The following is a 25,029-nucleotide window of genomic DNA, read 5'->3' as shown; positions in this document are numbered from 1 at the left end:
GCGAGGCACCATCGAACCGCCCCTTGAACTCGAGGAAGACGAACATGAACCCTGTTTACGATTTCACCGGCCAGGTCGCCTTCGTCACCGGCGCCGCCTCAGGCATGGGCTTGGCCACCGCCCGTGCCTTCGCCGAGTCCGGCGCGGCGGTCACGGTCACCGACGTCGATGCGGCCGCGCTCGACACGGTGGCGAAGGAGCTGACCGCCGCGGGGCACCGGGTCTTGGCGCTCAGGTGCGACGTCGCTGACGAACAGCAGGTCGCCGCCGCGGTCGATCGGACCGTCGAGACTTTCGGACGGCTCGACCTGGCCTACAACAACGCCGGTATCCAGATCCCGCCGAGCGACGCCGCCGACGAGCCCGCCGAGCGGTTCGACCGCGTCAACGCGGTCAATCTGCGTGGCATCTGGGCCTGTATGAAGCACGAGCTGCGGCACATGCGGGCGCAGGGCAGCGGAGCCATCGTCAACTGCTCCTCGCTGGGTGGCCTCGTCGGCATCCCGGGCCGGGCGTCCTACCACGCGTCCAAGCACGGGGTGATCGGCCTGACCGGGAGTGCCGCCCTGGAGTACGCCCCGCGCGGTATCCGGATCAACGCGATCTGCCCCGGCACCATCGACACCCTCATGGTCAGCGACATGATCGCCAAGGGTGAACTCGACCGCGCCGAGGCCGAGGCCAATCAGCCCATCGGCCGGCTCGGCACCGCGGAGGAGATCGCGCAAGCCGTCCTTTGGCTGTGCAGCCCCGGCGCTGGTTTCGTCGTCGGCGTGGCTCTGCCGGTCGACGGCGGCTACGTGGCCCGCTGACGTCAGAGCACGAACCGCGGCAACGACATTGACAAAGTTTCATAATGCAGGATATTTTGAACACGCTTGTCAGTGAAATATACGGATTTCCCTCTACTTCGAAGGGCTGGATCGCCATGCGTGCTGCTGCTGACAAGGTCGGACTGCTGACCCGGTATTACGCGGCCATGGCGACCAACGATTCGCAGGATTTCGGGTCATACTATGCGGAAAACATGACCCTGAAATTCGGGAACAGCCCGGAGATTGACGGGCGAGACAACATCGTCGCGGCTTTCAAGGGCATGCTTGACCGAGTCGTATCGCTGGAACACGACCTCGTGAACGCCTGGGAAGAAGAGGGCGGGGTCGTCTTCTTCGAGTCCGTTGGACGGTGGACGCTCCGCGGCGGCGCGGTGATCGAGATCAACGCGGCTTCCAAGATCACCATCGTCGACGAGCAGTTCGTCGACCAGCGCATCTATGTGGACAACGCGCCGGTATTCGAAGCGCTTGAGCGTGAATCAAGCATGGCCGGAGAACATCGCGAATTTCAATCGCGCCTGATCGTCACCGGACTGGATGCCGACGGCAAGTCCGCTTTCGTGAGCGATGGGCCGACGACCGATCGTCTCGTCGCTGACGGTTATACCCGCAACCACCTGTGGCAGGCGACGGAAGTGCCGACGCCGGTCATGGCGGCGAACGGCCCCGGTGGCGCCTCGGTCATCCCGCCGCCGCCGGCCGGCTACAACTACGTGATCACGGCCTTCGCTCCGGACAGCGAATGGGACTACGAGGGCGGTTATGCGCGAATCCTGGCCGAGTCGGGTGCCGGTGACGCCGTTGATCCGACGGATGCCCCGGGTATGCACACGACGGACACGATCGACATCGTCACCGTGATATCCGGCGAAGCGTGCGTTCTGCTCGACACCGGCGAGACGACGATGAGGCAGGGCGACACGATCGTTCAGCGCGGCACCAAGCACGCCTGGCGGAATCGTGCCCACGAACCCTGCGTGGTCTCGGCTGTTCACATCAGCGTGCTTCGCTGACGCGCCACTTGTCGACTTCAGTTCGGCGGATCAACGAAGGCGTATGGAGCACGAGACCCGCGATCTGCCGCCCATGGCGCGCCGCGTAATCGTCGGGAACGACGAGGCTGCGTCGTCCACGGTCGTCGCCGACGAACGGAACCTTCCCCGCACCCGGCTTCCCAACGGGATCCTGCTACAGGAACTGTGGCAGCAACGAGATATCCCGGCCAAGCGCGAAGACCTGCCGGAGTCCGAGTGGACACTGGGGCCGGCCGCGCCGACCGAGGGCGCGGTCGTCCGCATTCTCACGGTGCCGGCGGCAACCGGCTCCGCAGTCCTGGAACCGGACCTGCACACGGACCCGTCCCTGCATGTCATCACGATGCTCACCGGTGAACTGGACGTCATTCTGGAGCGTGACGAGGTCACCCTGAGCGTCGGAGACTCGATCGTCCTGCGAGACAGCATGCATGATCTTCGGAACACGCAATCGAGGCCGGCGTCGTTCGTCTACACCTCTTTTCCGCTCGCACGTGGCGAACGTGGCGGCCGCTGACAATGAGAGCCGGGCCGCGGGCCTGGTGCCGGCCGAAAGGGCGGCGCCAGGCCCACGGCGCCGTCGTCAGTTCCAGATCCCGACGGTCTGACCACCGTCGACGACCATCGCGTGCCCGGTCGCGAACCCGCCGAGATCGGAACACAGCCACAGCACCGCGGACGCGATCTCCTCGGGCCTGCCCATCCTCCCGACGGGCTCCTGACTGATCACCCGGGCCCGCCCTTCCGGGGTGCCGCCGGAAAACCTGCCCATCATCGGCGTTTCGATGATGCCCGGACAGATCGCATTGACCCTGATCCCCTGCGCGGCATAATCCAAGGCCGCGGACTTCGTGAGGCCGATCAGGCCGTGCTTGGCGGCGACGTACGCGGCCTGCCCCCGGATCCCGGTCACGCCGGCACCGGACGAAGTGTTGACGATGGACCCGCCGCCGTGCTCGAGCATGGCCGGGATCTCGTACTTCATCGACAAGAACGCGCTACGCAGGTCGATGTCGATCAGGCGTGACCAGTCCTCCTCGGTGATGTCGACGAGAGGTGCCGGCGGTTGTTCGATCCCGGCATTGTTGAACGCGACATCGAGGCGACCGAACTGGTTGACCGTTTCTTCGACAGCGGCCTGGATGTCACTGGCCGAGGTCACGTCGCACTTGACGGTGAGCACCTGGCCGCCGAACTCGGCGACGAGCCGAGAGGTCTCTTCGTTGGCGGCGGTGTCGATGTCGGCCAAGGTCACGCTGGCGCCTTCGGCGGCGAATGCGGTCGCGGTGGCCCGCCCGATGCCGCTGCCGGCACCGGTCACGATCGCGACCTTTCCGGCAAACCTGCGTTCAGTCATGGTCAAGTTTCACTTTCGTTGGTGGGTGGTGTCTCAGGAGTGGTGAAGAAGCTTGCCGCCCTGGCTGTCGCGCATCTCGATCTCGAGTTCCTCCAGGGTGCGCCCCTTCGTTTCCGGAATGTACCGAAACGCGAACAGAGCGGCCAGCACGTTGAGCGCCATGAAGCCGGCGAACACCGGAACCGACCCGAAACGCTGGGCGAGAATCGGGAAGAGGAAGGAGATGAGAGAATTCGCGCACCACAGGCCGCAGAGCGAGGCGCCCATCGCGAATCCGCGGATCGGCAACGGGAACAGTTCCGAGAGCACCAGGAACCCGGTGGTGCCCAGGAAGGTCACCATAAAAGTCGTCACCAGCAGCATGAACAGCAGGATCAGGTACGAACGCAGGTTCGAGTCGGGGAGCAGATAGGTGATGAGGAGTCCGAGATGTGAGGCGGCCACACCAGAGAAACCGAGCAGCATCATCTTGCGGCGCCCCATGACGCCGAGAACCCACATGCCCACCACAGTGAAGACGATCATGACGATTCCGACGGTGACCGAGGCGAGCAACGACGCCGATCGGGTGAGGCCGGAGTTCTCCAGGACGGTCGGCGCGTAGTACATGACCACGTTGATGCCGGTGGTCTGCTGCGCAATGGCCAGGACGATCCCGATCAGGATCAAGCGCTTCATCCACGGTGCATTGCGCAGGGTGGCGAAGACGGAGATCTTGCCCTCGATCGCGTCGGCTTCGACGATGGCGGTGATCTGCTGGTATTCGCCCTCGACCCGGTCGGCGAGGTGCGCCCGCTCCAGCGTGCGCCGCACGTCCGGCCACATCTGCTTGCTCGCGTACCAACGGGGGGTGTCCGGCAGGGAGAGCATGCCGAAGAGAAGCACTACAGCGGGAATGACTGCGACCCCGATCATGTAGCGCCATACGTCGTGACCGCTGACCATGTTGGCGAGTATCGCGTTGAAGACGAAAGCCAGGAACAGTCCGGTGGTCAGCATGAGCTGGTTCATCGTGACGATACGACCGCGCTGCGAAGCCGGCGCCATCTCGGCGAGGTACAGCGGAACGACAACGGAGGCGACGCCGACGGCGTAACCGAGCGCGATCCGAGCCACAACCAGGATCAAGACGTTGGGTGCCAGGGCGCACGCGATCGTGCTGATGACGAAGATGACGCCGGCTATCACCAGCGACTTCTTCCTTCCCGCCCGGTCTGCGATGGGCCCGCCCAGAAGTGCGCCGGACGTCGCGCCCGGGAACAGCAGTGAGGTGACGACCAGGCCCTCGGTGACGGCCGTCAAATGGAAGTCTTCGCGCAGGTATACCAGCGCTCCTGCGATCACCCCGGTGTCCAGGCCGAAGAGGAGACCGCCGAGGCTGGCGATCACGGTCAGCCGGAGGATGAACGTTCTGGGGTCTTCGCGACCGGCTGTGGTGGTCGAGACTCGTGTGGGCTGGGAGTGGTCGGACACGAGATCTCCTCAGAGGTCAGCCGGGCCGAAGATGGAAACTTCGCACCGGTGGGATCGACGTTGATCGGTCATGCGTGCTGCTGCCTTCGAGTAGGTGTCCGGGACCTGGGGACACGACGATGTGTTACGAGGTAGCCGTTCCGTCTCGACGCGGGTGGAGCGTCGCGATCAAGATCAGCCGCCGGCCTGGCCGGGGCAGAGGTGGCTCGACAGGGCTGATGCGCCGACTGTGACGGCGGGCACAGCTCCCGACTGTCGATCGACAATATCCTATGATATGAGACTTCGTCAACTTCCGAACTGACCGGAGGGGCGACGACATCCCGCTGAGGGGTGTACTCAGAGAGCCTCCTTGTCTTTCGCCCGGCTGCCTACACTCGGTTGTCTGTCAGGAGATTCGTTGATCCGAACAGGAAGGACCACCATGACCACCATCGCCGTTGTCGGAGCCGGCGCCGGACTCGGCCAGGCCGCGGCGCGCCGGTTCGGACACGAGGGGTTCTCAGTGGCGCTCGTCTCCCGCGCTCAGGAGAACGTCGACCGGCTCGCCGGCGAGCTGACCCGGGAAGGGATCACCGCCCGCGGTTACGCGGCGGATGTCCGGGACCGGGCCACGCTCGCGGACGTGCTCGGCCGGGCGGCAGCGGATCTCGGCCCCGTCGAGGTTCTGCAGTACAGTCCGGTGCCACGGCAGGAGTTCCTGCGTTCGGTGCTCGACACGACAGTGGACGAACTCGCCGCGGCAACGGAGTTCTCGATCCTCGGCGTGGCGACCGCGGTGGCACAGGTCCTGCCCGGCATGCGCGAACGGGGACGGGGCACGGTTCTGCTCGTGAACGGTTCCAGTGCTGTGACACCGAACGGCAAGGTCGCGGGCACCTCCACCGCGTTCGCCGCCGAATCGGCTTACGGCGCGATGTTGCACGACGCGCTGGCACCGGAGGGCGTTCACGTTGCCCAGCTCGTCATTCCCGGCGCGATCGGCGGCGGCGATCCGCTGTATGCGCCGGATGCCCTGGCTGACCGGCTCTGGACGATCCACCGCGGGCGCGGCGTCTACCGCACCACCGTCGGCGAGGTGATCGTGTGACCGCATCCGCCGCCCCATCGACCATGAGTGTGCCGCGACGTCTCGGCGCCTTCGCCTTCGCAGTGCTGGCCGGTCTCCTCCTGGCCGCATGCGGTGCGAGCGAACCACAACCTGGGGCGCGTGAGCAGCCGGGAACACCCGCGAAGACGAGCGGTTCGGGAGCTGCGGCGAGGGAGGGAACCGCGGTCCGGATCAGAATCGGCGAGCAGACCGTCCCCGTCACAGTGTTCGACACCCCGACCGGCCGGGCGTTGCTCGACCGGCTCCCGCTCACCCTCTCGTTTTCCGACCACAACGGGGCAGAGAAGACCAGTCCCTTGCCCCAGCCGCTGCCGATGGACGGGATGCCGGAAGGCGACGATCCCCAGCCGGCCGACCTCGGCTACTACGCGCCCTGGAACAATCTCGTTCTCTACTACGCGGACGTGCCCTACTGGAACGGCATCGCCCGCATCGGTCACATCGACGGAGACTTGTCGGCCATCGCTTCCCACGCCGGCGATTTCACCGCCACAGTGGAAAAGGCCGCGTGACCGCCATCGCTGCGTGGATCACCCACCGGGTGCCCTGAGACCCGCAGCACTTCAGGACGAGAGCTGGTCGATGATCGAGGCCACCACGTCACCCGTTTTCGCCTTGCCGCCGACGTCGGGAGTGAGCACGCCGGCCGCCGTGGTGGCCTCGATCGCGGCCCGCACCCGGCCGGCTTCTGCCGAAAGCCCGAAATGATCGAGCATCAGCGCGGCACTGCCGATGGCGCCGATCGGATTGGCCAGTCCCCGTCCGGCAATGTCCGGCGCCGAGCCGTGAACCGGTTCGAACATCGACGGGAAACGCCGTTCGGGGTTGAGGTTCGCACTCGCGGCGAGGCCGAGGCTGCCGGCGAGCGCGGAACCGAGGTCGGAGAGGATGTCGGCGTGGAGGTTGGACGCGACGACCACCGAGAGGTCCTCGGGCCGGAGGACGAACTTCGCCGACATCGCGTCCACGAGCACACTCTCGGTCTCGACATCGGGATAGTCCCGCGCGACGCGGGAGAACGTCTCGTCCCACAGAACCATGCCGTACTGTTGAGCGTTGCTCTTCGTCACCGAGGACACCTTCTTTCGTTCGCGTCCACGAGCGAGCTCAAAGGCGAAGCGGGCGATGCGTTCACACCCCTTCTCGGTGAACAGTGCAGTCTGCAACGCGACTTCGTTGCCCGGACCGCGGCCGGACAGGTTACGGCCGCCGAGGCCCGCGTACTCGCCTTCGCTGTTCTCCCGGACGACCACCCAGTCCAACGGCGTGTCATCGGCCTTGCGCAGCGGTGAGGTGATGCCGGGGTGAAAGTGGACGGGCCGGACGTTGGCCCACTGGTCGAAGTTCTGGCAAATCCGCAACCGCAGCCCCCACAAGCTGATGTGGTCGGGCACCGACGGCCAGCCGACAGCGCCGAAGTAGATGGCGTCGAAGCCCTTGAGCGCGTCCAGGCCGTCGTCGTCCATCATGCGGCCGGTCCGCTCGTAGTACCCGCAGCCCCACGGGAATTCGGTCCAGTCGAAGGCGAACGCACCTCCGGAGGCCGCGGCGAGCGCGTCCAGGACAGCGCGTCCCGCAGTGACGACTTCGGTGCCGACGCCGTCCGCCGGGACCGCGGCGATGGTGAAGGTACGAGCGGCGGGTCCGGTCACTTGCTGCTCCCTGATCGTGCCGACTTTGCCGTATGGGTGGCGCCGTCACCGTCGGGGGCGATCTGCTCCAACGCCTCGCGAGAGGTATCCACGCCGGCGAAGCTGTTGAGCAGCGTCACGGCGACGTATATGCCCGAGACGGCCAGGATCACGGCGACGACACCAGCGCTGTTGAACAGCCACAGGACGACGAAGGGAGAGAAGATCAAGCCGATGCGGCCGACGGTCTGGGCGAAGCCACCGCCGCGGAAGCGGAAGGCGGTCGGGAAGTACTCCGGGGTCGTGCCCAGGCCCAGGGTGAGGAACGACGCGACGGTGGCGACCAGGACGAAACCGACGGCGATGACCAGCGCAGGCGCTTTCATGAACGGGTAGATACCGGCGAAGATCGCGGCAAGCGTTCCGAACATCACGATGCTGGTGCGCCGGCCGATGCGGTCGACGATCACCATGCACAGCAGGGGACCCGCGACGTAACCGGACATGATGGCGGCGTTGAACCCCAGGGACTTCGATACGGTCAGCCCCTGCTTGACGAAGAACGTGGGCATCCAGCCGGTGACGACGTACGAGCCGAACAGGCACGTGACAGTCAGGATGAGTGCCATCAACGTCCGGCGGATGACCGGCCGCGAGAACAGCACCGTGATGGGCACCCACTCGGCCTTCTCGTCCGTGGCCGGGGCCAGGTCGGCCCGCCGGGACGAGACGCCGGACTCTTCCTCGATCTTCCGGATGACGGCCTCGGCTTCGTCGTACCGTCCGCGCGATTCCAGCCAACGCGGGGACTCGGGCATGGTGCGGCGCAGCCACCAGGCGACCAGCGAGCCGACGCCGCCGATGACGAACATCCCGCGCCAGGAGAACGCGGGGATGACCATCCAGCCGAGGATCGAGGACAGCGAGACTCCGAGACCGCCGAAGATCCCGAGCAGGCCCAGATAGCGGCCGCGGCGTCGGCGCGGGATGAACTCGGCGATCATGCCGTAGCAGATGACGTACTCGGCCCCCAGCCCGATGCTCATCACGCCGCGCAGGGCGATGAGTACCGGCATCGACGGCGCCAATGCCGCGCACAGGGCGAGGATCCCGAAGAGTGCCAAGCTGAATTGGAAAGCGAAGCCGCGTCCCATCCGGTCACTGAGCCAGCCGGCGAAGGCCGCGCCGATCGCGAGGCCCGCGAACGTGACCGACAGGAAGAGCGAGTTCAGCTCGAGCGTCGAGAATCCGGTGGGCAGCATCGACGCCAGCACCGCGGCGGAGAGCGTGTTGTCAAACGAGTCGAAGAACATGCCGAGGCCGACCAGCAGCGCCAAGCGCCGGTGGAACCGGCCGATCGGGACGTTGTCGAGCCGCTGGCCCGCGTTCACGTGCGTGTTCATCGGCCGCCCCCTCCCGGGACCGCACTCTTGATCCGAGTACGGCCGACCAGGCCGGGATTGCGCCTCGCGCACGGGATCGATCGACGTTGTCCGGTCATGCGGCTTACTACCTTCGGCTTGGTGTTCGGTGTGCAACGGCGCGAACACGACGGTGTGCCGGGGAACAGCTCTTCCGGCGGTCCACCAGCGACGATGCCAACTCGTCCTCACGTGAGTCTTGACAATATCCTGTATTATGAGACATCGTCAACAGCCGAGACGTGCCGGCGCCGCCGCTGTCGGCCTCGATCGAGGAGCGTTGACGTTGAAAGCTGTTCTCTTCCTGGGCGAAGGCAAGCTCGAGCTCCGCGAGCTTCCCGACCCGGTGCCCGGCCCGGATGAAGTGGTCATCCGGATGCGGGCCTCCGGGATGTGCGGGAGCGATCTCAACCATCTGCACGGCCCCGTGCGCTCCGGTGCCGAGCTGGTGGTCGAGGGGCACGAGCCGTGCGGAGTCGTGGAGCTCGTCGGGACGGCGGTGCGACCCGGCGAAGCCAAGGCCGGCGACCGGGTCATGGTCCACCACTACGACGGGTGCCGCACCTGTCGATATTGCCGTTCCGGCTGGACCCAGTACTGCCCGAACGCGCGCACGGTCTACGGCGGGCTGGACGGCGACGGCGGGCACGCGGACTTCATGAAGGTTCCCGCGCACACGCTCATCCGCTTGCCCGACTCGCTTTCGTTCAAGACCGGCGCGGCCATTTCGTGTGGCACCGGTACAGCGTTCGGCGCGATCAAGCGAGTCGAACTGTCGGCCGGCGAGACCGTGGCGATCTTCGGGCAAGGCCCCGTGGGCCTGAGCTGCACCATGCTGGCCAAGGCGTTCGGTGCCCGGGTCATCGCCGTCGACATCGAGCCCTCGCGGCTGAAGATGGCTGAAAAGTTCGGCGCCGACCACGTCGTCGACTCGCGAGAGCAGGACCCGGTGACCGCGATTCGCGAGCTGACTCGCGACGGCGAGGGCGCGGACAAGTCCATCGAATGCAGCGCCAACGCCACCGTGCGCAGGCAGGCGGTCCACGCGCTGCGGCGCTGGGGAACCGCGTGCATGGTCGGTGTCCTCGGCAAGATCGAGCTGGACAGCGAGGAGCTCATCCAGCTGCGGAAGACGGTCGTGGGGTCGCTGACTTTCAGCAAGAACCTGCAGGAAGAGTGCGCACTGTTCGTGGCCGAGCGAGGCCTGGACGTGGAGTCGCTGTTCACCGACGAGTTCCGGTTGGACGAGGCGGAACGAGCCTACCAACTGTTCGACCGACGCCAGATCGGCAAAGGCGTCTTCGTCTTCGACTGACCGACCGCCACGTGAAAGGCAGGCAATGACCACATTCGAACAGAACTCCGCCCTTTCCGAGCGGGCTCAGAGCTTCCTGTCCCGCGACGTGCACCATCACGTCATCGACGGTCAGCGGGTGCCGGCCGCTTCCGGGCGGACCCTGACCACCGTCAATCCGTCGACCGGCGAGGCACTGGCCCAGCTCGCCGCCGGCGACGAGGCTGACGTCCATCGCGCGGTCGAGGCTGCTCGCCGGGCGTTCAAGGGCCACTGGAGCACCTGGACCCCATACCAGCGCCAGGCGTTGCTCGTGCGCATCGCCCACCTCCTCGACGAACGATTCGAGGAGTTGATCCAGATCGAGGCCATGGACATGGGTGCTCCGGTCTCGAGGCTGCGCACCACCAAGCCCGCTCTGCTGAAGATGTTGTCGTTCTTCGGTTCTCAAGCCGCCAACATCGCCGGCGAGACGCTGATGAACGGTATCCCCGGCACCGTCGCCACGATGACGTTGAAGGCCCCGGTCGGGGTCATCGGCGGCATCATTCCCTGGAACGGGCCGCTCAACGGTCAGTTCTGGATCATCGGCGCCGTCCTCGCCAGCGGGTGTACTGCCGTGCTGAAGCCGTCCGAAGAGGCCTCTCTGTCGGTGCTGCGGGTGGCTGAGATCCTCCAGGAAGCCGGGGTGCCGGACGGCGTCCTCAATGTCGTCACCGGCTTGGGCAAGGAGGCCGGCCATGCGCTGGCCGCCCACCCCGACGTCGACCGCATCGCGTTCACCGGGTCGACGCAGACCGGCCGCAGCATCATCCAGGCGTCCGCGGTGAACATCAAGAAGCTGCAGCTGGAGCTGGGCGGCAAGTCGGCGGACATCGTGTGCGCGGACGCGGATCTGGACAAGGCGGTACCCGGAGCCGCGATGGGGGTGTTCGCCAACTCCGGCCAGATCTGTTTCGCCGGCACCCGGGTACTGGTTCAGCGGTCCGTTGTCGACGAGTTCACCGAACGGCTGCTGGCCTTCACGGACACATTGCGGGTCGGGCGCAGCCTGGACGACGCCAGCACGCTGGGACCGGTGATCTCCCGGCCCCAGTTGGACAAGGTCCTGTCCTACATCGATATCGGCCGAGCCGACGGGGCCGAACTGCTCTGCGGCGGCCAACGGGTTGAGGGGGAACTCGGCAAGGGCTACTTCGTGCAGCCGAGTGTCTTCGGTGGCGTGACGAACGAGATGCGAATCGGACGGGAAGAGATCTTCGGACCGGTGCTGTCGATCCTCCCGTTCGACGACGTGGACGAGGCCATCGCCATTGCCAATGACAGCGAGTACGGGCTCGGCGGAGCGGTGTGGTCGCAGAATCTGTCCACCGCTCTTCGGGTGGTCCACGGCGTGCACACCGGAACGATGTGGGTGAACTGCTACGGCTACATCGATCCGATGGTCGGGTTCGGCGGAACGAAGCTGAGCGGGTACGGCGCCAAGGGGAGTTCGGCGCACATGGACACCTACCTGTACACGAAGAGTGTCTACCTGCAGCTGTGACCCGAGCGTCGCCGGCATCCGCCGACGAGGTACCGGCAACTCACCTATCAATGGAGATCGTTCAATGGCGAACACCAGCCCACCGGTCGATACGACCAGGCCCGGCGCGACGACCACATCGATGACGAACGACAGTCCACCGGCGAAGTCGCGGCGCGGCCGGGGTGGGAGGCAGAAGCTCGCGTCCGTCGGTTGGGCCGCGGCGCCTCCTGCGACTTTTGTGGTCATCATCCTGCTATGGGCCGCCGCCGTGGAAATATTCACGATCCCTTCTTATCTGCTGCCCAGCCCCATGGCGGTTCTCAGCCGGATGTTCGACGAGCGGAGCAACCTGCTCGCGCAAGCCGTGCCGACCCTGGAGGCGCTCGGAATCGGCCTGCTTCTCTGCCTCGTGATCAGCATTCCGGCCGGCCTGCTGATCGCCCTTTCGAAGGTGGCCAAGCAGACGATCTATCCCATCGTGATGCTGATGCAGCTCGTGCCGAAGATCGCTATCGCGCCCCTTCTGCTCGTCTGGTTGGGTTTCAGCATCCAGACCAAGGTCGGCTTGGTCGTCCTCATCGCGTTCTTCCCGCTGCTCATGTCGAGTATCGCCGGGTTTGTCAGCTTGGACGACCGGCTCCTGTACCTGACGCGCTCAATGGGGGCATCGAAGATGCAGACGTTCTGGCGCCTCAGGTTGCCCGCCGCTCTGCCGATCATCTTCTCCGGTATCAAGACGTGCGCGACGATCGCGATCACGGGCGCGCTCGTCGCGGAATTTCTCGCCTCCAACGAGGGGCTCGGTTACGCCCTCCTCCGGGCCGGATCGCAACTGGACACCACTTACATCTTTGCCATTCTTGTCGTTCTCACCTTGATCGGTATCGTCATCAATTATCTGATCGAGGCCGTTGAATGGTGGCTGACTCCGTGGCAGCGTCACCAGAAGCAGCAGGGTAAGAAATAACCGGTCTTCACTCGGTCTTACGTATCCTCCAATGGCACTCAAATGATGAGAGATGAACGATGAAGATCAAGACTACGCTGACTTCGGTGGCCGGTATCGCTTCTCTGGTGCTCCTCAGTGCCTGTGGGACCGGTTCGTCTCAGGCGGGAAGTGGCGGACCGGGAGAGTCGTTCCAGCTGCATTGGTCGTGGTCGCCTTCCACGGCCGGCTTTGCGATTGCGCAGGACAAGCACCTCTATCAGAATGCCGGGCTGGATCTGTCCATCACGCCCGGAAAGGGTTCCGGCACCGCGGTGCAACTGGTCGCCACCGGCAAGGCGGACATGGGTATCGCGGATTCCGTGGCGATCATCCAGGCGGTTCAGAAGGGTGCGCCGTTGCTCGTGGTCGCGACCATCAACCAGGAAACCAACACGGCCATGCAGGTCCTCGATTCTTCCGGGATCAGGTCCGTTGCCGACCTCAAGGGCAAGTCGGTCGCTGTCCCGCCGGGTGGTGCCTACTCCTTCCTGTTCCCCATTTTCCTGCAGTCTCAGGGGCTCACCGAGAAGGACGTGAAGATCGTCAACATGCCGTTCGAGTCGATGGTGCCGTCGCTCATCGGGGGACGGGTGGACGCTATTGTCGGTGGTCAGGATTCGCATGTCGCCCTCGCGGCTCAAGGCGCGAAATTCACCGACTTCCTGTTCGGTGAGCACGGTGTTTCCGGTGCGGCGCACTCGATCTTCACGACGAAAGACTACGCTGCCAAGAACGGACCCGCCGTGAAGAAGGTCGTCGCGGCCAGCCTGCAGGGGTGGAGTGAGGCGCGAGCCAATCCGCAGGAGGCGCTCGCCGACATCAAGAAGCTGGCGCCGGATACGGTCGAAAACAATGCGCGGGAGGAGCTGAAGGTCCTTCTGCCGCTCCTGTGTGCGGGCGGGGCGAAGTACATCGGGCTGGCGGACCCGGCGCGGTGGCAGCAGACCATGTCCCTTCTCGAGCGCGCGAAGCTCGTGACGGGTGCGCCCGACCCGGCGACGTTCGTCTCGTACGACTATCTTCCGCCGCAGAGCGCGCTGACCCCTTGTAGCTAGATTGTGACGGTCGCCGTCGGAAAGGCAAAATCATGCGAGATTCAGTGGCCGGCACGACAACCGGAATGTCCATTTCCATTCAGGGTGTCACGAAGATCTACGGACGTGACTCCGCTCATGAGTTCGAGGCCCTCAAGCCCATCTCGATGGATATCAAGGCAGGCGAGTTCGTCTCGATCGTCGGTCCCTCGGGATGTGGCAAGAGTACGTTGATGCTGATGGTGGCGGGCCTGCTTCCGATGTCTTCGGGCGTGATCGAAATCGGCGAGCGAGCGGTGACGAAGGCCTTCACCGACGTCGGTATCGCGTTTCAAGACCATTTGCTGCTGGACTTCCGCACCGCATTGGACAACGTCCTGCTCCAAGCGGAGATCCGGCACATCGACAAAGATGCGCTGCGGTCCAGGGCGGTCGACTTGTTCCGGCAGCTCCGCCTGGAGCAGGCGATGGGTAAGTACCCGCGACAGATGTCGGGGGGAATGCGGCAACGCGTTTCGCTCATCCGGACGATCGTCCACGAGCCACCGGTCTTGATGTTGGACGAGCCGTTCGGGGCGCTCGACGCCCTCACGCGCCTCCAGGTGCGATCCGACCTGGAGGCGCTTTGGCTGCGGAACAAGTCCACCGTTCTGTTCATCACCCACAGCGTCGAGGAAGCGGTCGGGCTGTCCGATCGGATCTTCGTCATGAGCCCGAGTCCGGGCGAGATCATCGAGGAGATCACGGTGGACCTGCCGAGGCCCCGGCCCATCTCCCTCACCGGTTCGGCCGAGTTCGGCAAGTACGCCGGTCACATCTATGCGCTCTTCGAGAAGATGGGCGTCCTCCACGGTATCGCGCCCGCGGCTCACGGCGCTTGAACCGCGACCGGCCGGGCGTCGTCGACCATGAACACCAGGGAGAGTCAGTGCAGCAGTACCAGATGTACGTCGACGGACAATGGGCCGACTCCGCTACCGGAGAGTGGCTGGACAGCACGGATCCGTACAGCGGCGAGGTGTGGGCCCGGATTCCCGCCGGCACCGCGCAGGACGCGGGCCGGGCCGTGGACGCGGCTCAGGCCGCCATGACGACGGGCCCGTGGGCGGCTTTCACCGCTTCTCAGCGAGGTGGCTGTCTCCGCGCGGTCGCGGACCTCATCGTCGCCAATGCCGACCGCCTCGCCGACAGTGAGGTCCGTGACAACGGCAAGCTGCTGACCGAGGTCCAAGGGCAGATCACGGCGGTGGCCCAGTGCTGGTACTACTACGCGGGGCTCGCCGACAAAGTCCAGGGTGCCACCATCCCGACCGAAAAGGCCAACGCGTTCGCTTTCACGACTCGCGAACCGGTCGGGGTCGTCGCCGCACTGACCGCGTGGAACTCCCCGCTGTGGTTCGCCACCGTCAAGGCCGCCCCCGCCCTGGCCGCCGGGTGCTCCGTCGTGGTCAAACCGTCCGAGTTCGCCTCCGCGAGCACCCTCGAACTTGCTCGCCTCGTGGACGAGGCGGGTCTGCCTGCCGGTGTGTTCAACGTCGTCACCGGGCTGGGTGCAGCGGCCGGCACGGCACTGGTCGAGCACCCGGACGTCGCCAAGATCGCGTTCACCGGGTCCGACGTCACCGGCGCCGCCATCTACCGCAGCGCCGCCGCCACCATGAAGCGGGTGTCTCTCGAACTCGGCGGGAAGTCGCCCACCATCGTCTTCGACGACGCCGACCTCGACCTCGCCGCCGTGGGGGTGATGTCGGGCATCTTCGGTGCGGCCGGCCAGATGTGCGCCGCCGGTTCACGACTGCTCGTCCACGCCGCGGTCAAGGACGAACTGCTGGCGAAGCTGCTTGAGCTGGCCGCCGATCTCCGCATGGGCGATCCGCGCGACCCGGCCACGAACGTCGGCCCGATTTCGACGCCGCCGCAGTTCGAAAAGGTGCTCGCCTACCTCGATGTCGCCCGTGCGGACGGTGCCCGGTGTGTCTTGGGCGGTGCCCGCGCCACCGGCCCGGGCCTGGGTGCCGGCCAGTTCGTCGAACCCACCATCTTCACCGACGTCCGCAACGACATGCGTATCGCGCGTGAAGAGGTGTTCGGCCCCATCCTGTCCGTCATCGAATTCAAGGACGAGCAAGAGGCGGTAACCCTGGCGAACGACAACCCCTACGGCCTCGTCGCCGGCGTGTGGACAACCGACATCGGTCGCTCGCTGCGCATGTCGAAGGCGCTGCGCGTCGGCACGGTCTGGGTCAACACCTACCGCACGTACAGCTACATGGTCCCGTTCGGCGGCACGAAGCAGTCCGGGCTGGGGCGCGAACACGGCATCGAAGCCATCGACGAGTACCTCGAGACCCGCAGTGTTGTCATCTCCACCGACGACGCGCCCCCCGTCAACCCGTTCGTGATGCGGTGACCGGGTGAGCCGCCCCGGCCGGGACAGCTCGTCAACCCGCCTGCTCGTTTCTGCGCAAAGGAAATCTTCGTGACAACGGCACCCACAACCGCGTCTTCGACCAGCACGACGCCGGGCCGGCTCGCCGGCCGGCGGATCGTCATCACCGGCGCCGCCGCCGGCATCGGCAAAGCGGTCGCCCGCCTCTTCGCCGAGCACGGTGCCGCACTCACCTTGCTGGACCGCGACGAGAACGGGCTTTCCGGCACGGCCGCGGACGTCCGTGCGAGCGCACACGCCGTCGACATCACTTCCGAAGACGAAGTCAGCGGTGCGATCCGGGCGGCAGCCGCCACGATGGGCGGCATCGACGGATTGGTGAACTGCGCGGGCATCATGTTCCGCGGACGGGCCAGTGAAGTGTCCGCCGACGAGTGGCGGCACGTGCTCGACGTCAACCTCACCGGCACGTACATCGTGATTCGCGCCGCCCTTCCTTGGCTGGAGCAGCAGGACGGTTCCAGTGTCGTCAACATGGCTTCCGGCCAAGGCCTGCTGCCGAACGCTCCGGGGTACTCGGCCTACGCCGCGTCGAAGGGCGGCATCATCACCCTCACTCGTGCCCTGGCCGCCGAGCTGGCACCCCGCGTCCGTGTCAACAGTGTGTCGCCAGGGATGGTCGACACGGCTATGGCGGACGGGTACCGGGACAACGTCGACTCCTACGCATTGCGGCGGCTGGGGAAGCCGGAAGAGATCGCGCGGGCCGTGCTGTTCCTGACCAGCACAGAGTCCTCCTACGTAACCGGGGCCGCACTGGCCGCCGACGGCGGCCGCACCTTCCACTGACGCAGGAGTAGCCTGCTGGTCAGTACCGGGTGCTGCCGTGTCCGCAAATTGACAATATCCCACATTGCGAGATATTCTTAATTACGTGACCGCGACTCCGACAACTCCGACTACGGACAGTGCCAGCAGTCTGGCCAAGATGCTCCACGTCCTGCAGTTGTTCAGCGAAACAGAGCCGGTGTGGTCGACCGCCGCCATCATCGAGGCTCTGGACACCTCCCGGTCGACGGGATATCGCTACCTCAAGACCTTGCACGAGGCGGGGCTCCTCAGCGCAGTGCGCAACGGCTATTACAGCCTCGGCCCGCGCATCATCGAGATGGACCTGCAGATGCGCTTGACCGACCCGCTGCTCCTGGCCAGTGAAGGCGTGCTCGAAGAACTGGTGGACAAGATCGGCCACTCGGCGCTGCTGTGCACCGCCTTCCGCGACTCGGTCCTGTGCGTCGGCGAGTGCCGCGCGCCGCAGAGCCCCGCCAACCGATTCAGGCGCGGGCAGCGGCGCCCTTTGTTCCAAGGGGCGATCTCGAAAATCATCCTCGCCTACTTGCCCCATCACCGCCTGAAAGCCATCTATCCGCGGCAGCGCAAAGAAATCGAAGACGCCGGGCTGGGCAGCACGTGGAGCGAATTCCGGGCCACCCTGGGCAAGATGAAGAAGGACGGCTACTCCTTGACCGTGGGCGAGTTCAACCCGGGGGTCTACGGCGTCGCGGCGCCCATCCTCACCGATCAGAAGACATCGGTGGGCAGTGTGGGCGTGGCTTGGGACGAAAAGGAGCGCCGCGACGTCGACGTCGAGCATGCGGTGCTGGCCGTCAAGCAGGCGGCGACCACCATCTCGGAGCGGCTGCTGGACCGCCAGCGCGACTGAAGACCGACACGCCCACATCGTGTCCTGTAGTCACTAGGCGGTCACATCGCCGGCGAGCCGGCGGAGGATCGAGGTGGTGAGTTCACGAGTGGCACTCCCGCGCACCCGGGCGAGCGTGGCGACGTCGTCGCCGTCTTTCCTGACCTGGGGGAGCCGCGTCTCGATCGCGTCGAGGACAACGCCCCGCAGTTCGGTGTTGACGTTGACCTTGCCGACTCCGGACGCTCCGGCCGCCGCAAGATCTTCCCTCGGCAACCCGGAGGCGCCGTGCAGGACCAGCGGTACGGCTGAGGCAACCCGAATGCGCGCGAGTCTGTCCCGGTCGATGAGGGGACGGCCCCGGTAGCGCCCGTGTACGTTGCCCACGGCGACGGCGAGCAAGTCGCAGCCCGACTGATCGACGAATCCCGCGACATCCGCGGGGTCCGTCATGCCCGCGGTATCGGGATCGAGGTCGAAAGCCCGGTCCTCGTGCCCGAGGATGCTGCCGAGTTCCGCTTCGAGCGTGACGTCGGGGCCCGCGAGCCGCCGGATGCTGCGGACGAAGGCAGCATTGTCCTCGTGCGAAAGCTTCGAGCCGTCAGCGAGGACGGCGTCGACGCCCGCTTCGAGAGCCACCGCGATGATCGCTGCATCCGAAGCGTGGTCAAGCTGGACCGAAACGGGGACGGCGGCGGAGTCCGCGATCGCCCGCATGGCGCGGATGGTGCGGAGGCCCTCCACGGCCGCCGGAAGTGAGGGTGGGACCAGCAGGACGACGGGGGACCCTTCGGCCTCGGCGGCTTCGACGACCGAGACCGCCGTCGACGCGCCGTAGCAGGTGATCGCCGCGACGGCGGCGTTGTCGGTCAGCCGCTCGCGCGCTGTTTCGCGAAGCGATGCCCTCATGCGGCCGTCACCCGGATGCCGAGCGCGTCAAGGACCCGGGTGAGTGTGTCGGGCCCGCCGACGTTCCCGGGGACGACGACGTAGAGCACCTCGCGCCCGTCGTGCGCCGTCATGCGCCACGCCGAGACGCCCAGGAGGACCTGCCCGAGCACGAGGGCCGATGTCGCGCCGATTCCGGTCCGGGCGACCTCGGCGGAGGTGATGCCACCCTTGGCGACGACGACCCTGACTTCCGGCAGGAGAGCGCGCACGGCGGTCGTGAGCGCTCCCATGACTCGCTCGCCGTGGCAGAGCGTGTTGTGCTCGGTCGACCGTGCGCGCTCGGTGGTCAGGATCGTGACCGGTTTCCCCGCGAAGGACCGCCTGGCCTCTTCGGCCGCTTCGAGGCCGGCCGCCGACGGGGCGTCGAGCGCCGTCGCCGTGTTGATGACGGCGGGAGCGCCCCACGCGGTCGTGATCGGCTCGAGCTGGGCGCTCGCCCCGGAAGTGTGCGAGCCGCAGACAAGAAGTACGTGCCCGGGCCGGTCCACGAGCGGAGTCGGTAGGAGCCCGGTGCTCGTGACCCCGGCCAGCTCGGCGGCGAGCGGCGCCGCCGAGCGGACGACGACGTGCCGTCCCTTCGCGGTGACCGCGTCCACCGCGGCGGCGATCGCCGAGATGTCGGTCGCATCGACTGCGTCGGGGAGGACGACGGCGCCGCCGGGCGCTTCGGCCAGCACGCGGACCAGCTCGCCCGAGTGGACGTCTTCGAGCTGCACCGGAACGGCGGTGAGCCCGGACTTCTCGGCGACGTAGTCGACGAGGACGCCGGTGGAGAACCCGAACACCGGGTCGTCGGCGTATTCGCTCTCGTGCGCGGGAACGTCGTTCTGGCCGATCCGCACGTAATGGACCCCGCCACGCGTCGTACGCCCGCCGTCGGGGAAGGCCGGGACGAAGAGCAGCACGGCGTCGTCGTCCAGGAAGACCTCGGACTCGGCGAAGACGTGACCCCGGAGCGTGGAGTCGCCGCGGAGGACGAAGCGCACATCGTCGCCGAGCTGCTCGGCTGCAGCCTCGCCGTCGGCTTTGATCCGGCGCACCAGGGCGACGGCCTCATCCGAAGGAAGCGCCCGGCTGTTCGTCTGCACGTAGACCGAATCGGCGTCCGTGAGCGCCTCGGCGAGCAGCTCGGCGGTGCTGTCGAACAGGACGGTGACGCCGGTCGCGGACTGGGTTCCGGTGGGGTCATCGTCGAGGACGATGGTCTTCATGAGTTTTCCTTGTCGAGCTGAGGTGGGCGGGGTTCAGTTCAGGCAGGGAGCTCGGCGACACGACGAGCGAGGTAGTCCACGCCGATGCGGGGGCTCGCCAGAACCGGCAGCTGGATCTTTTCCTGAAGCACCTCGGCAAGGCGGGACATGGACGCCTGCGCCAGAACGATCATGTCGACCGTCTCGGCGAGGTCCGTGGCCTGCTCGATGACCATCGAATCGTGTTTCTCGCGGTCTCCCGACATGAGGACCGAGAATGCCCCTTCGCACAGCCTCTGCTCGAGAGTCAGGCTGCGGCCGATCTCTTTTGCTTTTGCTTGGATCAGGTCTGACGTCGGACCGAGTGTGGTGGGCACGGTGGCCAAGACGCCGATGCGGGTGCCTTCGCGGGCGGCTCGCATCGCCATTGCTTCATCAATTTTCACCACCGGGGTACGGACACTTCGTGACGCTACGTCCACGGCCGGCCCCAACGACGAGCATGCCGAGAAGATGATGTCCGCACCTGCTGATTCAGCCGCTTGCGCAAGATGCGTCATCCGCGCTTCGCTGTTCGGCGAGATCCCTTGCTCGCGGACAACCGTGGCCAGAACGTCGGAGTCGACGAAGTGCAGGACTTCGGCATCGGGAACAAGTTCGGCGATGAGATCATTGATCATCGGCTCGACAGAAACGAACACGAAGCTGGTGTGCAGGATCGCGATCTTCTTCGGCATCTTGGTTCCGCCCTTCGGTGGATTTCGTGGTGGGTGGCGTGCCTCGTCAACGGTTCGGTGTGACCGCGCCGGGCGAACTCATCCGTCGGTGTCGTCGTACAGGCCCGCGGCACGGGCGCGCTGGGTGGCCAGCTCGATCACCAGATCGAGGGTGGGGGTCGGGACGTGCACCAGTTCGGCGAGGTCGAGGGGGGCCCGGAGGATGGCGTCGACCTCCATGGGGCGGCCCGCCCGCAGGTCCTGCGCGATGCTCTGCAGATGGCTGGACTTCGCCAGCTTGCCGAGGCCCTCGGCGGGATCGCCGGGGTCGCAGCCCAGGGCGCGGGCGATGGCGGTGCCTTCGGCGGCCATCGCCTTCACGGTGGCGGCGACGGCGGATTTGTCGAGGACATCCTTCATGGGCGAGGCGGTGAGGACAGCCAGCGAACCGCCGACCAGGTTCATCGCGAGCTTGGTCCAGACCGCGTCCCGGATCTTCGGGGTAACGGTGACCTCGAGGCCGCTGGGGTTCATCAGCGACGCCAGCTCGTCGAGCCTCGCGTCGGGCCGGCCGTCGAGGTGTCCGATGATCAGGCGGTTGCGCGCGTTCTCGGCACGAACGACTCCCGGTTCGAGCACGCTGCAGGCGGTGTAGGCGACGGCGCCCACCGCGCGTTCGGGGCCGATGTGCTTCCACAGTGCGCGCTCGGGGTCCAGCCGTCGAAGGTGAGTGCCGTCCCTGGCTCCGCCGTGGTGGTGGAAGTACCACCAGGGAACGCCGTTCACGACGAACAGTGCCAAGCCGTCCTGGCGGAGCAGGGAACCGATCTGCTCGGCGATGCCCGGCAGAGCCGGCGACTTGACGGCGGCGATGACGACGTCTTGCGGCTCCAGTTCGCCGGGCCGGTCGGTGGTGACCGGGTGCGAGAGCAGCGTTCCGGTACGGGTCTCCACCCGCAGCCCGTCCCGCCGGATCGCGGCCAGTTGCCCGCCGCGAGCGATCAACGAAACCTCGGCCTCTCCCGCGGCGAGGCGTCCGGCCAGATGCCCGCCCACCGCTCCTGCGCCGTACACGCAGATTTTCACGTGCGCTCCCGTTCCGTGCCGTGTCGATCAGTCGAATTGCTTGCGCTTCTGTGTCGCGGCGGCGGTGAGGAACGAGATGTCGTTGCCGGTGGAGACATAGCCGCCACCGAGTTCCAGGTACCGCCGGATGAGATCCGGCCGCCCGCCCAGTCCGCCGATGCCGACGGTCTTTCCGTGTTTCCGGCAGGCATCGATGACGTGCAGGTACGCCTCGTGCACCAAGGGGTGGTCCATTTTCCCGGCGACACCGAGTTCGACGCTCAGGTCGTTCGCTCCGACGAGGAGGATGTCCACGCCGTCGACGGCGGCGATGGCCTCGGCCGCGTCCAGGCCGGCCTGGGATTCGATCTGCGCCACGACCATCGAGGCGTCGTCGAGTTCGCGGACGGTCTGATCGGCGGGCAGTGACCGGTAGTGCAGCTGGGGTGCGGCACCCGCGAGGGACCGTTCGCCCCGGGGAGCGTGCTTGACGGCGAGAACCGCCGTGCGCGCCTCGTCGGCCGACTGCACGCCGGGTACGACGATCCCCATGGCGCCGGAGTCCATGACCCTGGCGATGAAGGCCGGATCCAGCCCGGGCACGCGGACGAGCGGGGTGATGCCCAGATGGTTGCAGGCCATGCAGATCTGGCCCGCGGCTTCAAGGGAAAAGCTGCTGTGCTCCAGATCGATGTAGACCGAGTCGAACCCTGCCGTGTGCGCGATGGCGGCGATGTCGATGGTCCGTACCAGCCGGACGGTCATCGAGTACACCGGTTCGCCCCGGGCCAGCTTTTCCTTGACCGGATTGCGCAGCAGGCGGGTGGTCTCGTCGTGCATGTCGTTCACAGCTCCTGTCCGACTCGGAAGTTCTCAGCCGAACAGCGTCGGCAACGCTTGCGCCTCGTCCTCGAACCCGTAGACGGATTTGACTTCGAGGTACTCTTCGAGCCCGAAGCGGCCCATCGAGCGGCCGATGCCCGACTCCTTGTAGCCACCCATGGGGGTGTAGGAGTCCGTGGCCGCGCCGTTGTAGCTGATCCGTCCGGCGCGCAGCCCGTTCGCCACGCGGCGGGCATTCTCCCGGTCGCCGCCAAAGACGAAGCCGCCGAGCCCGTAGGGCGAATCGTTGGCGATGCGCAGGGCGTCGTCCTCGTCACGGTAGGGAAGGACGGCCAGCACCGGCCCGAAGATCTCCTCCCGGCCGATCCGCATGTCCGGGGTGACTCCGGTGAACACCGTGGGCTGCACAAAATAGCCGCGGTCGAGACCGTCCGGGCGCTCGAGGCCGCCGGTGACGAGACGGGCACCCTCGTCGAGACCGCTTTGGATGTGCTCTTTGATCGACTTGAACTGGGCGGCGCTGACGACCGGACCCATCGTCGTCGAGCTGTCCAGCGGGTCGCCGAGGCGGAAGCGGTGTGCCTCGTCGACCAGAAACGGCACGACCTGCTCGACCTGGCTTTCGTGCACCAGCATTCGGCTGGGCGCGTGACAGGACTGGCCGGCGTTGAAGAAGCAGCGCTGGACGTTCCAGCGCGCGGCTCGTTCCAGATCGGCGTCGGGCAGCACGACGGTGGCCGATTTTCCGCCCAGCTCGAGGCAGACCCGTTTCACGGTGCCCGCGGCGGCGGCGCCCACCTGCTTGCCGGCCGCGGTGGACCCGGTGAAGGAGATCAGGTCGACCCCGGGGTGGTGGGACAGCGTGTCGCCGACCTCGCGGCCGCGGCCGTTCACGAGGTTGAACACGCCTGGCGGCACCTCGGCCTCGTGCAGCACCTTGGCCAGCAGCACCCCGCTCGCGGCGGAGTTGAGGCTGGGTTTGGCGACCATCGTGCACCCGGCGGCCAGCGCGTAGACGAGCTTGATCACTCCGGTCTGGATGGGCCAGTTCCACGGGGAGATCAGTGCGCAGACGCCGATCGGCTCGCGGCGGACGATGGCGTTGCCGATCCGCGATTCGAAGGGGTACTCGCGCACGATGTCGCGGGCCACCCGCATGTGCTGGGCCGGGCCGGTGACCTGGGCGCGATTGCCGACGGGGATGCCGACCTCGCGCGCGATCAACTCGGAGAACTCGTCGGCGTAGGACTCGTAGACGTCGATGACGCGGTCGATCACCGCGATCCGCTCGGCCGGCGAGGTGGTGGAAAAGGTCTTGAACGCGTCCCGGGCGGCGGCGACCGCGCGGTCCGCGTCCGCCGCGCCGCCGAGGGCTACTCGGGCGAAGGGCTCTTCGCGGGTGGGGTCGACGAGTTCCACTTCGTGGGGTTCGACTGGTTCCGTCCACCGGCCGTCGATGTAGAGGTGCGGGTGCTGCCTCATGGGCGAGGCCTCCTCAGGCTGTGTGCGGGTCGGTCAGCTGCTGTGGGTGTAGCCGCCGTCGCAGGCGATCGTCTGGCCGGTGATGAACGCGGACGCCGGCGTGGCCAGGAAGAACATGATGCCGACCAGGTCGGTGGGAACCATCCCCCGCGGGATGCACTGCAGCGCCGCGGCGCGCTCACGGACCTCGAGGGTGGGGTTGACGGTGCGCTCGACTTCCGTGGCGACACTGCCCGGCCGCACGCAGTTGACGGTGATCCCGTAGCCGCCCAGCTCGCGCGCCAAGGAGTTGGTCATGCCGATCACCGCCGCCTTCGAGGTGACGTAGTGCAGGTAGTTGACGGTCCCACGGGTCACCGCGTCGGAGGAGACGTTGATGATGCGGCCGAATCCCGCTTCGCGCATGTGCGCCGCGACCGCCCGAACACACAGGTAGGTGCCGGTGACGTTGACCTTCAGCACCTTTTCCCACTGCGACATGGGGATCTGGTCGAACGGCCCCTTCTCGATGCTCGCGAAGACCGACGCGTTGTTGATCAAGACGTCGACCCGGCCCCATCGTTCGACGATGGTGTCGACCATCGCCTCGGTCGACGATTCGTCGGCCACGTCCACCTGGACGGCCAAGCCGGTCCCGCCGGCTTCGTGGATCTCCTTGACCACTGCCTCCGCCTTGGCGAAGTCGAGGTCGGCCACGACGGCAACGGCCCCCGCCGCGGCGAATTGGCGAGCCAGTTCTCGACCGATGCCCTGCGCTGCACCGGTCACGACCACCACCCGCCCCTCGACACTGAAATCCCGCGCCGAGGCCGGTACTCCGGAGTCCTCTGGGGTGTGGGTCAGGGTCGTCGTCATGCTCGTTCCTCGTCGCGTCGCGCTTCATGGTGGACAGGCAGCAATGGTGGGCGGGAGGTGCTGTCTCGGCCGTCTGCACCCGCGCTCCGCGGTGCTCCGGCCAGCGCCTCTGTCGCTATTGAACATATC

Annotated in this window: 24 protein-coding genes; 13 read left to right on the top strand and 11 right to left on the bottom strand. The window is 66.5% G+C overall.

What is annotated here, in order from left to right:
- The first annotated feature begins 23 nt into the window (after window positions 1–23).
- From OG439_RS27610 to OG439_RS27600, 3 genes are read left to right on the top strand one after another with little or no spacing between them, the layout of a single operon-like run.
- Window positions 24–812, top strand: a complete 789-nt coding sequence (locus OG439_RS27610) for an SDR family NAD(P)-dependent oxidoreductase (protein ID WP_326943724.1) — start codon at window positions 24–26, stop codon at window positions 810–812.
- 44 nt (window positions 813–856) lie between these two features.
- Window positions 857–1,849, top strand: coding sequence for a nuclear transport factor 2 family protein (locus OG439_RS27605; RefSeq protein WP_326943723.1), 993 nt, complete (start codon window positions 857–859; stop codon window positions 1,847–1,849).
- 43 nt (window positions 1,850–1,892) lie between these two features.
- On the top strand, window positions 1,893–2,387 hold the full coding sequence (locus tag OG439_RS27600; RefSeq protein ID WP_326943722.1) for a hypothetical protein: 495 nt from the start codon (window positions 1,893–1,895) through the stop codon (window positions 2,385–2,387).
- Between the two features lie 66 nt (window positions 2,388–2,453).
- Here the strand turns inward: OG439_RS27600 and OG439_RS27595 are convergent, their stop codons facing one another.
- Window positions 2,454–3,227, bottom strand: a complete 774-nt coding sequence (locus tag OG439_RS27595) for a glucose 1-dehydrogenase (protein ID WP_326943721.1) — start codon at window positions 3,225–3,227, stop codon at window positions 2,454–2,456.
- 33 nt (window positions 3,228–3,260) lie between these two features.
- Window positions 3,261–4,700: a sugar porter family MFS transporter gene (locus OG439_RS27590; RefSeq protein WP_326943720.1), complete on the bottom strand. Its 1,440-nt coding sequence runs from the start codon at window positions 4,698–4,700 to the stop codon at window positions 3,261–3,263.
- A 424-nt stretch (window positions 4,701–5,124) separates the two neighbouring features.
- Between OG439_RS27590 and OG439_RS27585 the strand changes: the two genes are divergently transcribed.
- Both OG439_RS27585 and OG439_RS27580 read left to right on the top strand, forming a co-directional pair.
- A complete protein-coding gene (locus OG439_RS27585; RefSeq protein WP_326943719.1) occupies window positions 5,125–5,790 on the top strand; it encodes an SDR family NAD(P)-dependent oxidoreductase in 666 nt (221 codons plus the stop codon).
- Window positions 5,787–6,323: a cyclophilin-like fold protein gene (locus tag OG439_RS27580; protein WP_326943718.1), complete on the top strand. Its 537-nt coding sequence runs from the start codon at window positions 5,787–5,789 to the stop codon at window positions 6,321–6,323. Before OG439_RS27585 ends, OG439_RS27580 begins: the two co-directional genes overlap by 4 nt.
- 51 nt (window positions 6,324–6,374) lie before the next feature.
- On the opposite strand, the gene OG439_RS27575 is transcribed toward OG439_RS27580, so the two are convergent.
- Both OG439_RS27575 and OG439_RS27570 read right to left on the bottom strand, forming a co-directional pair.
- Window positions 6,375–7,463, bottom strand: coding sequence for a tartrate dehydrogenase (locus OG439_RS27575; protein WP_326943717.1), 1,089 nt, complete (start codon window positions 7,461–7,463; stop codon window positions 6,375–6,377).
- Window positions 7,460–8,845: an MFS transporter gene (locus OG439_RS27570; RefSeq protein WP_326943716.1), complete on the bottom strand. Its 1,386-nt coding sequence runs from the start codon at window positions 8,843–8,845 to the stop codon at window positions 7,460–7,462. The genes OG439_RS27575 and OG439_RS27570 overlap by 4 nt, the downstream gene beginning before the upstream one ends.
- A gap of 304 nt (window positions 8,846–9,149) precedes the next feature.
- Here OG439_RS27570 and OG439_RS27565 point away from each other — a divergent pair, with 304 nt between their 5' ends.
- From OG439_RS27565 to OG439_RS27530, 8 genes are all read left to right on the top strand, one after another.
- Window positions 9,150–10,178, top strand: a complete 1,029-nt coding sequence (locus OG439_RS27565; RefSeq protein WP_196425615.1) for a zinc-dependent alcohol dehydrogenase family protein — start codon at window positions 9,150–9,152, stop codon at window positions 10,176–10,178.
- Window positions 10,179–10,203: 25 nt separating this feature from the next.
- Window positions 10,204–11,703, top strand: coding sequence for an aldehyde dehydrogenase family protein (locus OG439_RS27560; RefSeq protein WP_155546501.1), 1,500 nt, complete (start codon window positions 10,204–10,206; stop codon window positions 11,701–11,703).
- 64 nt (window positions 11,704–11,767) lie between these two features.
- Complete coding sequence (locus OG439_RS27555; protein ID WP_326943715.1) at window positions 11,768–12,652, top strand: ABC transporter permease; 885 nt, start codon at window positions 11,768–11,770, stop codon at window positions 12,650–12,652.
- A 59-nt stretch (window positions 12,653–12,711) separates the two neighbouring features.
- Window positions 12,712–13,728, top strand: coding sequence for an ABC transporter substrate-binding protein (locus tag OG439_RS27550; RefSeq protein WP_326943714.1), 1,017 nt, complete (start codon window positions 12,712–12,714; stop codon window positions 13,726–13,728).
- A 65-nt stretch (window positions 13,729–13,793) separates the two neighbouring features.
- A complete protein-coding gene (locus OG439_RS27545; RefSeq protein WP_326943713.1) occupies window positions 13,794–14,588 on the top strand; it encodes an ABC transporter ATP-binding protein in 795 nt (264 codons plus the stop codon).
- Window positions 14,589–14,635: 47 nt separating this feature from the next.
- Window positions 14,636–16,117, top strand: a complete 1,482-nt coding sequence (locus OG439_RS27540) for an aldehyde dehydrogenase (RefSeq protein ID WP_326943712.1) — start codon at window positions 14,636–14,638, stop codon at window positions 16,115–16,117.
- 69 nt (window positions 16,118–16,186) lie between these two features.
- Complete coding sequence (locus OG439_RS27535) at window positions 16,187–16,945, top strand: SDR family NAD(P)-dependent oxidoreductase (protein ID WP_326943711.1); 759 nt, start codon at window positions 16,187–16,189, stop codon at window positions 16,943–16,945.
- 139 nt (window positions 16,946–17,084) lie between these two features.
- Complete coding sequence (locus tag OG439_RS27530; RefSeq protein WP_326943710.1) at window positions 17,085–17,819, top strand: IclR family transcriptional regulator; 735 nt, start codon at window positions 17,085–17,087, stop codon at window positions 17,817–17,819.
- Between the two features lie 33 nt (window positions 17,820–17,852).
- Here OG439_RS27530 and OG439_RS27525 read toward each other — a convergent pair whose 3' ends face one another.
- The 7 genes from OG439_RS27525 to OG439_RS27495 form a co-directional block, all read right to left on the bottom strand.
- On the bottom strand, window positions 17,853–18,707 hold the full coding sequence (locus OG439_RS27525) for a class II fructose-bisphosphate aldolase (RefSeq protein WP_326943709.1): 855 nt from the start codon (window positions 18,705–18,707) through the stop codon (window positions 17,853–17,855).
- The gene (locus tag OG439_RS27520; RefSeq protein WP_326943708.1) at window positions 18,704–19,960 is read right to left on the bottom strand and encodes a four-carbon acid sugar kinase family protein; all 1,257 of its coding nucleotides are present in this window, start codon (window positions 19,958–19,960) and stop codon (window positions 18,704–18,706) included. Before OG439_RS27520 ends, OG439_RS27525 begins: the two co-directional genes overlap by 4 nt.
- Window positions 19,961–19,998: 38 nt before the next feature.
- On the bottom strand, window positions 19,999–20,676 hold the full coding sequence (locus OG439_RS27515) for an aspartate/glutamate racemase family protein (protein WP_326943707.1): 678 nt from the start codon (window positions 20,674–20,676) through the stop codon (window positions 19,999–20,001).
- Window positions 20,677–20,754: 78 nt separating this feature from the next.
- Window positions 20,755–21,729, bottom strand: coding sequence for a ketopantoate reductase family protein (locus tag OG439_RS27510; RefSeq protein WP_326951625.1), 975 nt, complete (start codon window positions 21,727–21,729; stop codon window positions 20,755–20,757).
- Window positions 21,730–21,768: 39 nt separating this feature from the next.
- On the bottom strand, window positions 21,769–22,560 hold the full coding sequence (locus OG439_RS27505; protein ID WP_155546509.1) for an HpcH/HpaI aldolase family protein: 792 nt from the start codon (window positions 22,558–22,560) through the stop codon (window positions 21,769–21,771).
- 33 nt (window positions 22,561–22,593) lie between these two features.
- Window positions 22,594–24,045 carry an aldehyde dehydrogenase family protein gene (locus tag OG439_RS27500; RefSeq protein ID WP_326943706.1) on the bottom strand — a complete coding sequence of 484 codons (1,452 nt, stop codon included), beginning with the start codon at window positions 24,043–24,045 and terminating at the stop codon, window positions 22,594–22,596.
- A 33-nt stretch (window positions 24,046–24,078) separates the two neighbouring features.
- On the bottom strand, window positions 24,079–24,900 hold the full coding sequence (locus tag OG439_RS27495; RefSeq protein ID WP_326943705.1) for an SDR family NAD(P)-dependent oxidoreductase: 822 nt from the start codon (window positions 24,898–24,900) through the stop codon (window positions 24,079–24,081).
- Between the last annotated feature and the right edge of the window lie 129 nt (window positions 24,901–25,029).

This window comes from Amycolatopsis sp. NBC_01307, from assembly GCF_035975215.1.
Classification (GTDB): domain Bacteria; phylum Actinomycetota; class Actinomycetes; order Mycobacteriales; family Pseudonocardiaceae; genus Amycolatopsis.
This window is presented reverse-complemented; position numbering and strand designations above follow the sequence as displayed.

Excerpts from the sequence above, each read along its gene's own strand:
- OG439_RS27605 (WP_326943723.1), top strand. The coding sequence starts at position 857 with ATGCAGGATATTTTGAACACGCTTGTCAGTGAAATATACGGATTTCCC.
- OG439_RS27595 (WP_326943721.1), bottom strand. The coding sequence starts at position 3,227 with ATGACTGAACGCAGGTTTGCCGGAAAGGTCGCGATCGTGACCGGTGCC.
- OG439_RS27515 (WP_326943707.1), bottom strand. The coding sequence starts at position 20,676 with ATGCCGAAGAAGATCGCGATCCTGCACACCAGCTTCGTGTTCGTTTCT.
- OG439_RS27495 (WP_326943705.1), bottom strand. The coding sequence starts at position 24,900 with ATGACGACGACCCTGACCCACACCCCAGAGGACTCCGGAGTACCGGCC.
- OG439_RS27525 (WP_326943709.1), bottom strand. The coding sequence starts at position 18,707 with ATGAGGGCATCGCTTCGCGAAACAGCGCGCGAGCGGCTGACCGACAAC.
- OG439_RS27505 (WP_155546509.1), bottom strand. The coding sequence starts at position 22,560 with ATGCACGACGAGACCACCCGCCTGCTGCGCAATCCGGTCAAGGAAAAG.
- OG439_RS27555 (WP_326943715.1), top strand. The coding sequence starts at position 11,768 with ATGGCGAACACCAGCCCACCGGTCGATACGACCAGGCCCGGCGCGACG.
- OG439_RS27570 (WP_326943716.1), bottom strand. The coding sequence starts at position 8,845 with ATGAACACGCACGTGAACGCGGGCCAGCGGCTCGACAACGTCCCGATC.
- OG439_RS27550 (WP_326943714.1), top strand. The coding sequence starts at position 12,712 with ATGAAGATCAAGACTACGCTGACTTCGGTGGCCGGTATCGCTTCTCTG.
- OG439_RS27545 (WP_326943713.1), top strand. The coding sequence starts at position 13,794 with ATGTCCATTTCCATTCAGGGTGTCACGAAGATCTACGGACGTGACTCC.
- OG439_RS27500 (WP_326943706.1), bottom strand. The coding sequence starts at position 24,045 with ATGAGGCAGCACCCGCACCTCTACATCGACGGCCGGTGGACGGAACCA.
- OG439_RS27560 (WP_155546501.1), top strand. The coding sequence starts at position 10,204 with ATGACCACATTCGAACAGAACTCCGCCCTTTCCGAGCGGGCTCAGAGC.
- OG439_RS27585 (WP_326943719.1), top strand. The coding sequence starts at position 5,125 with ATGACCACCATCGCCGTTGTCGGAGCCGGCGCCGGACTCGGCCAGGCC.
- OG439_RS27600 (WP_326943722.1), top strand. The coding sequence starts at position 1,893 with ATGGAGCACGAGACCCGCGATCTGCCGCCCATGGCGCGCCGCGTAATC.
- OG439_RS27520 (WP_326943708.1), bottom strand. The coding sequence starts at position 19,960 with ATGAAGACCATCGTCCTCGACGATGACCCCACCGGAACCCAGTCCGCG.
- OG439_RS27530 (WP_326943710.1), top strand. The coding sequence starts at position 17,085 with ATGCTCCACGTCCTGCAGTTGTTCAGCGAAACAGAGCCGGTGTGGTCG.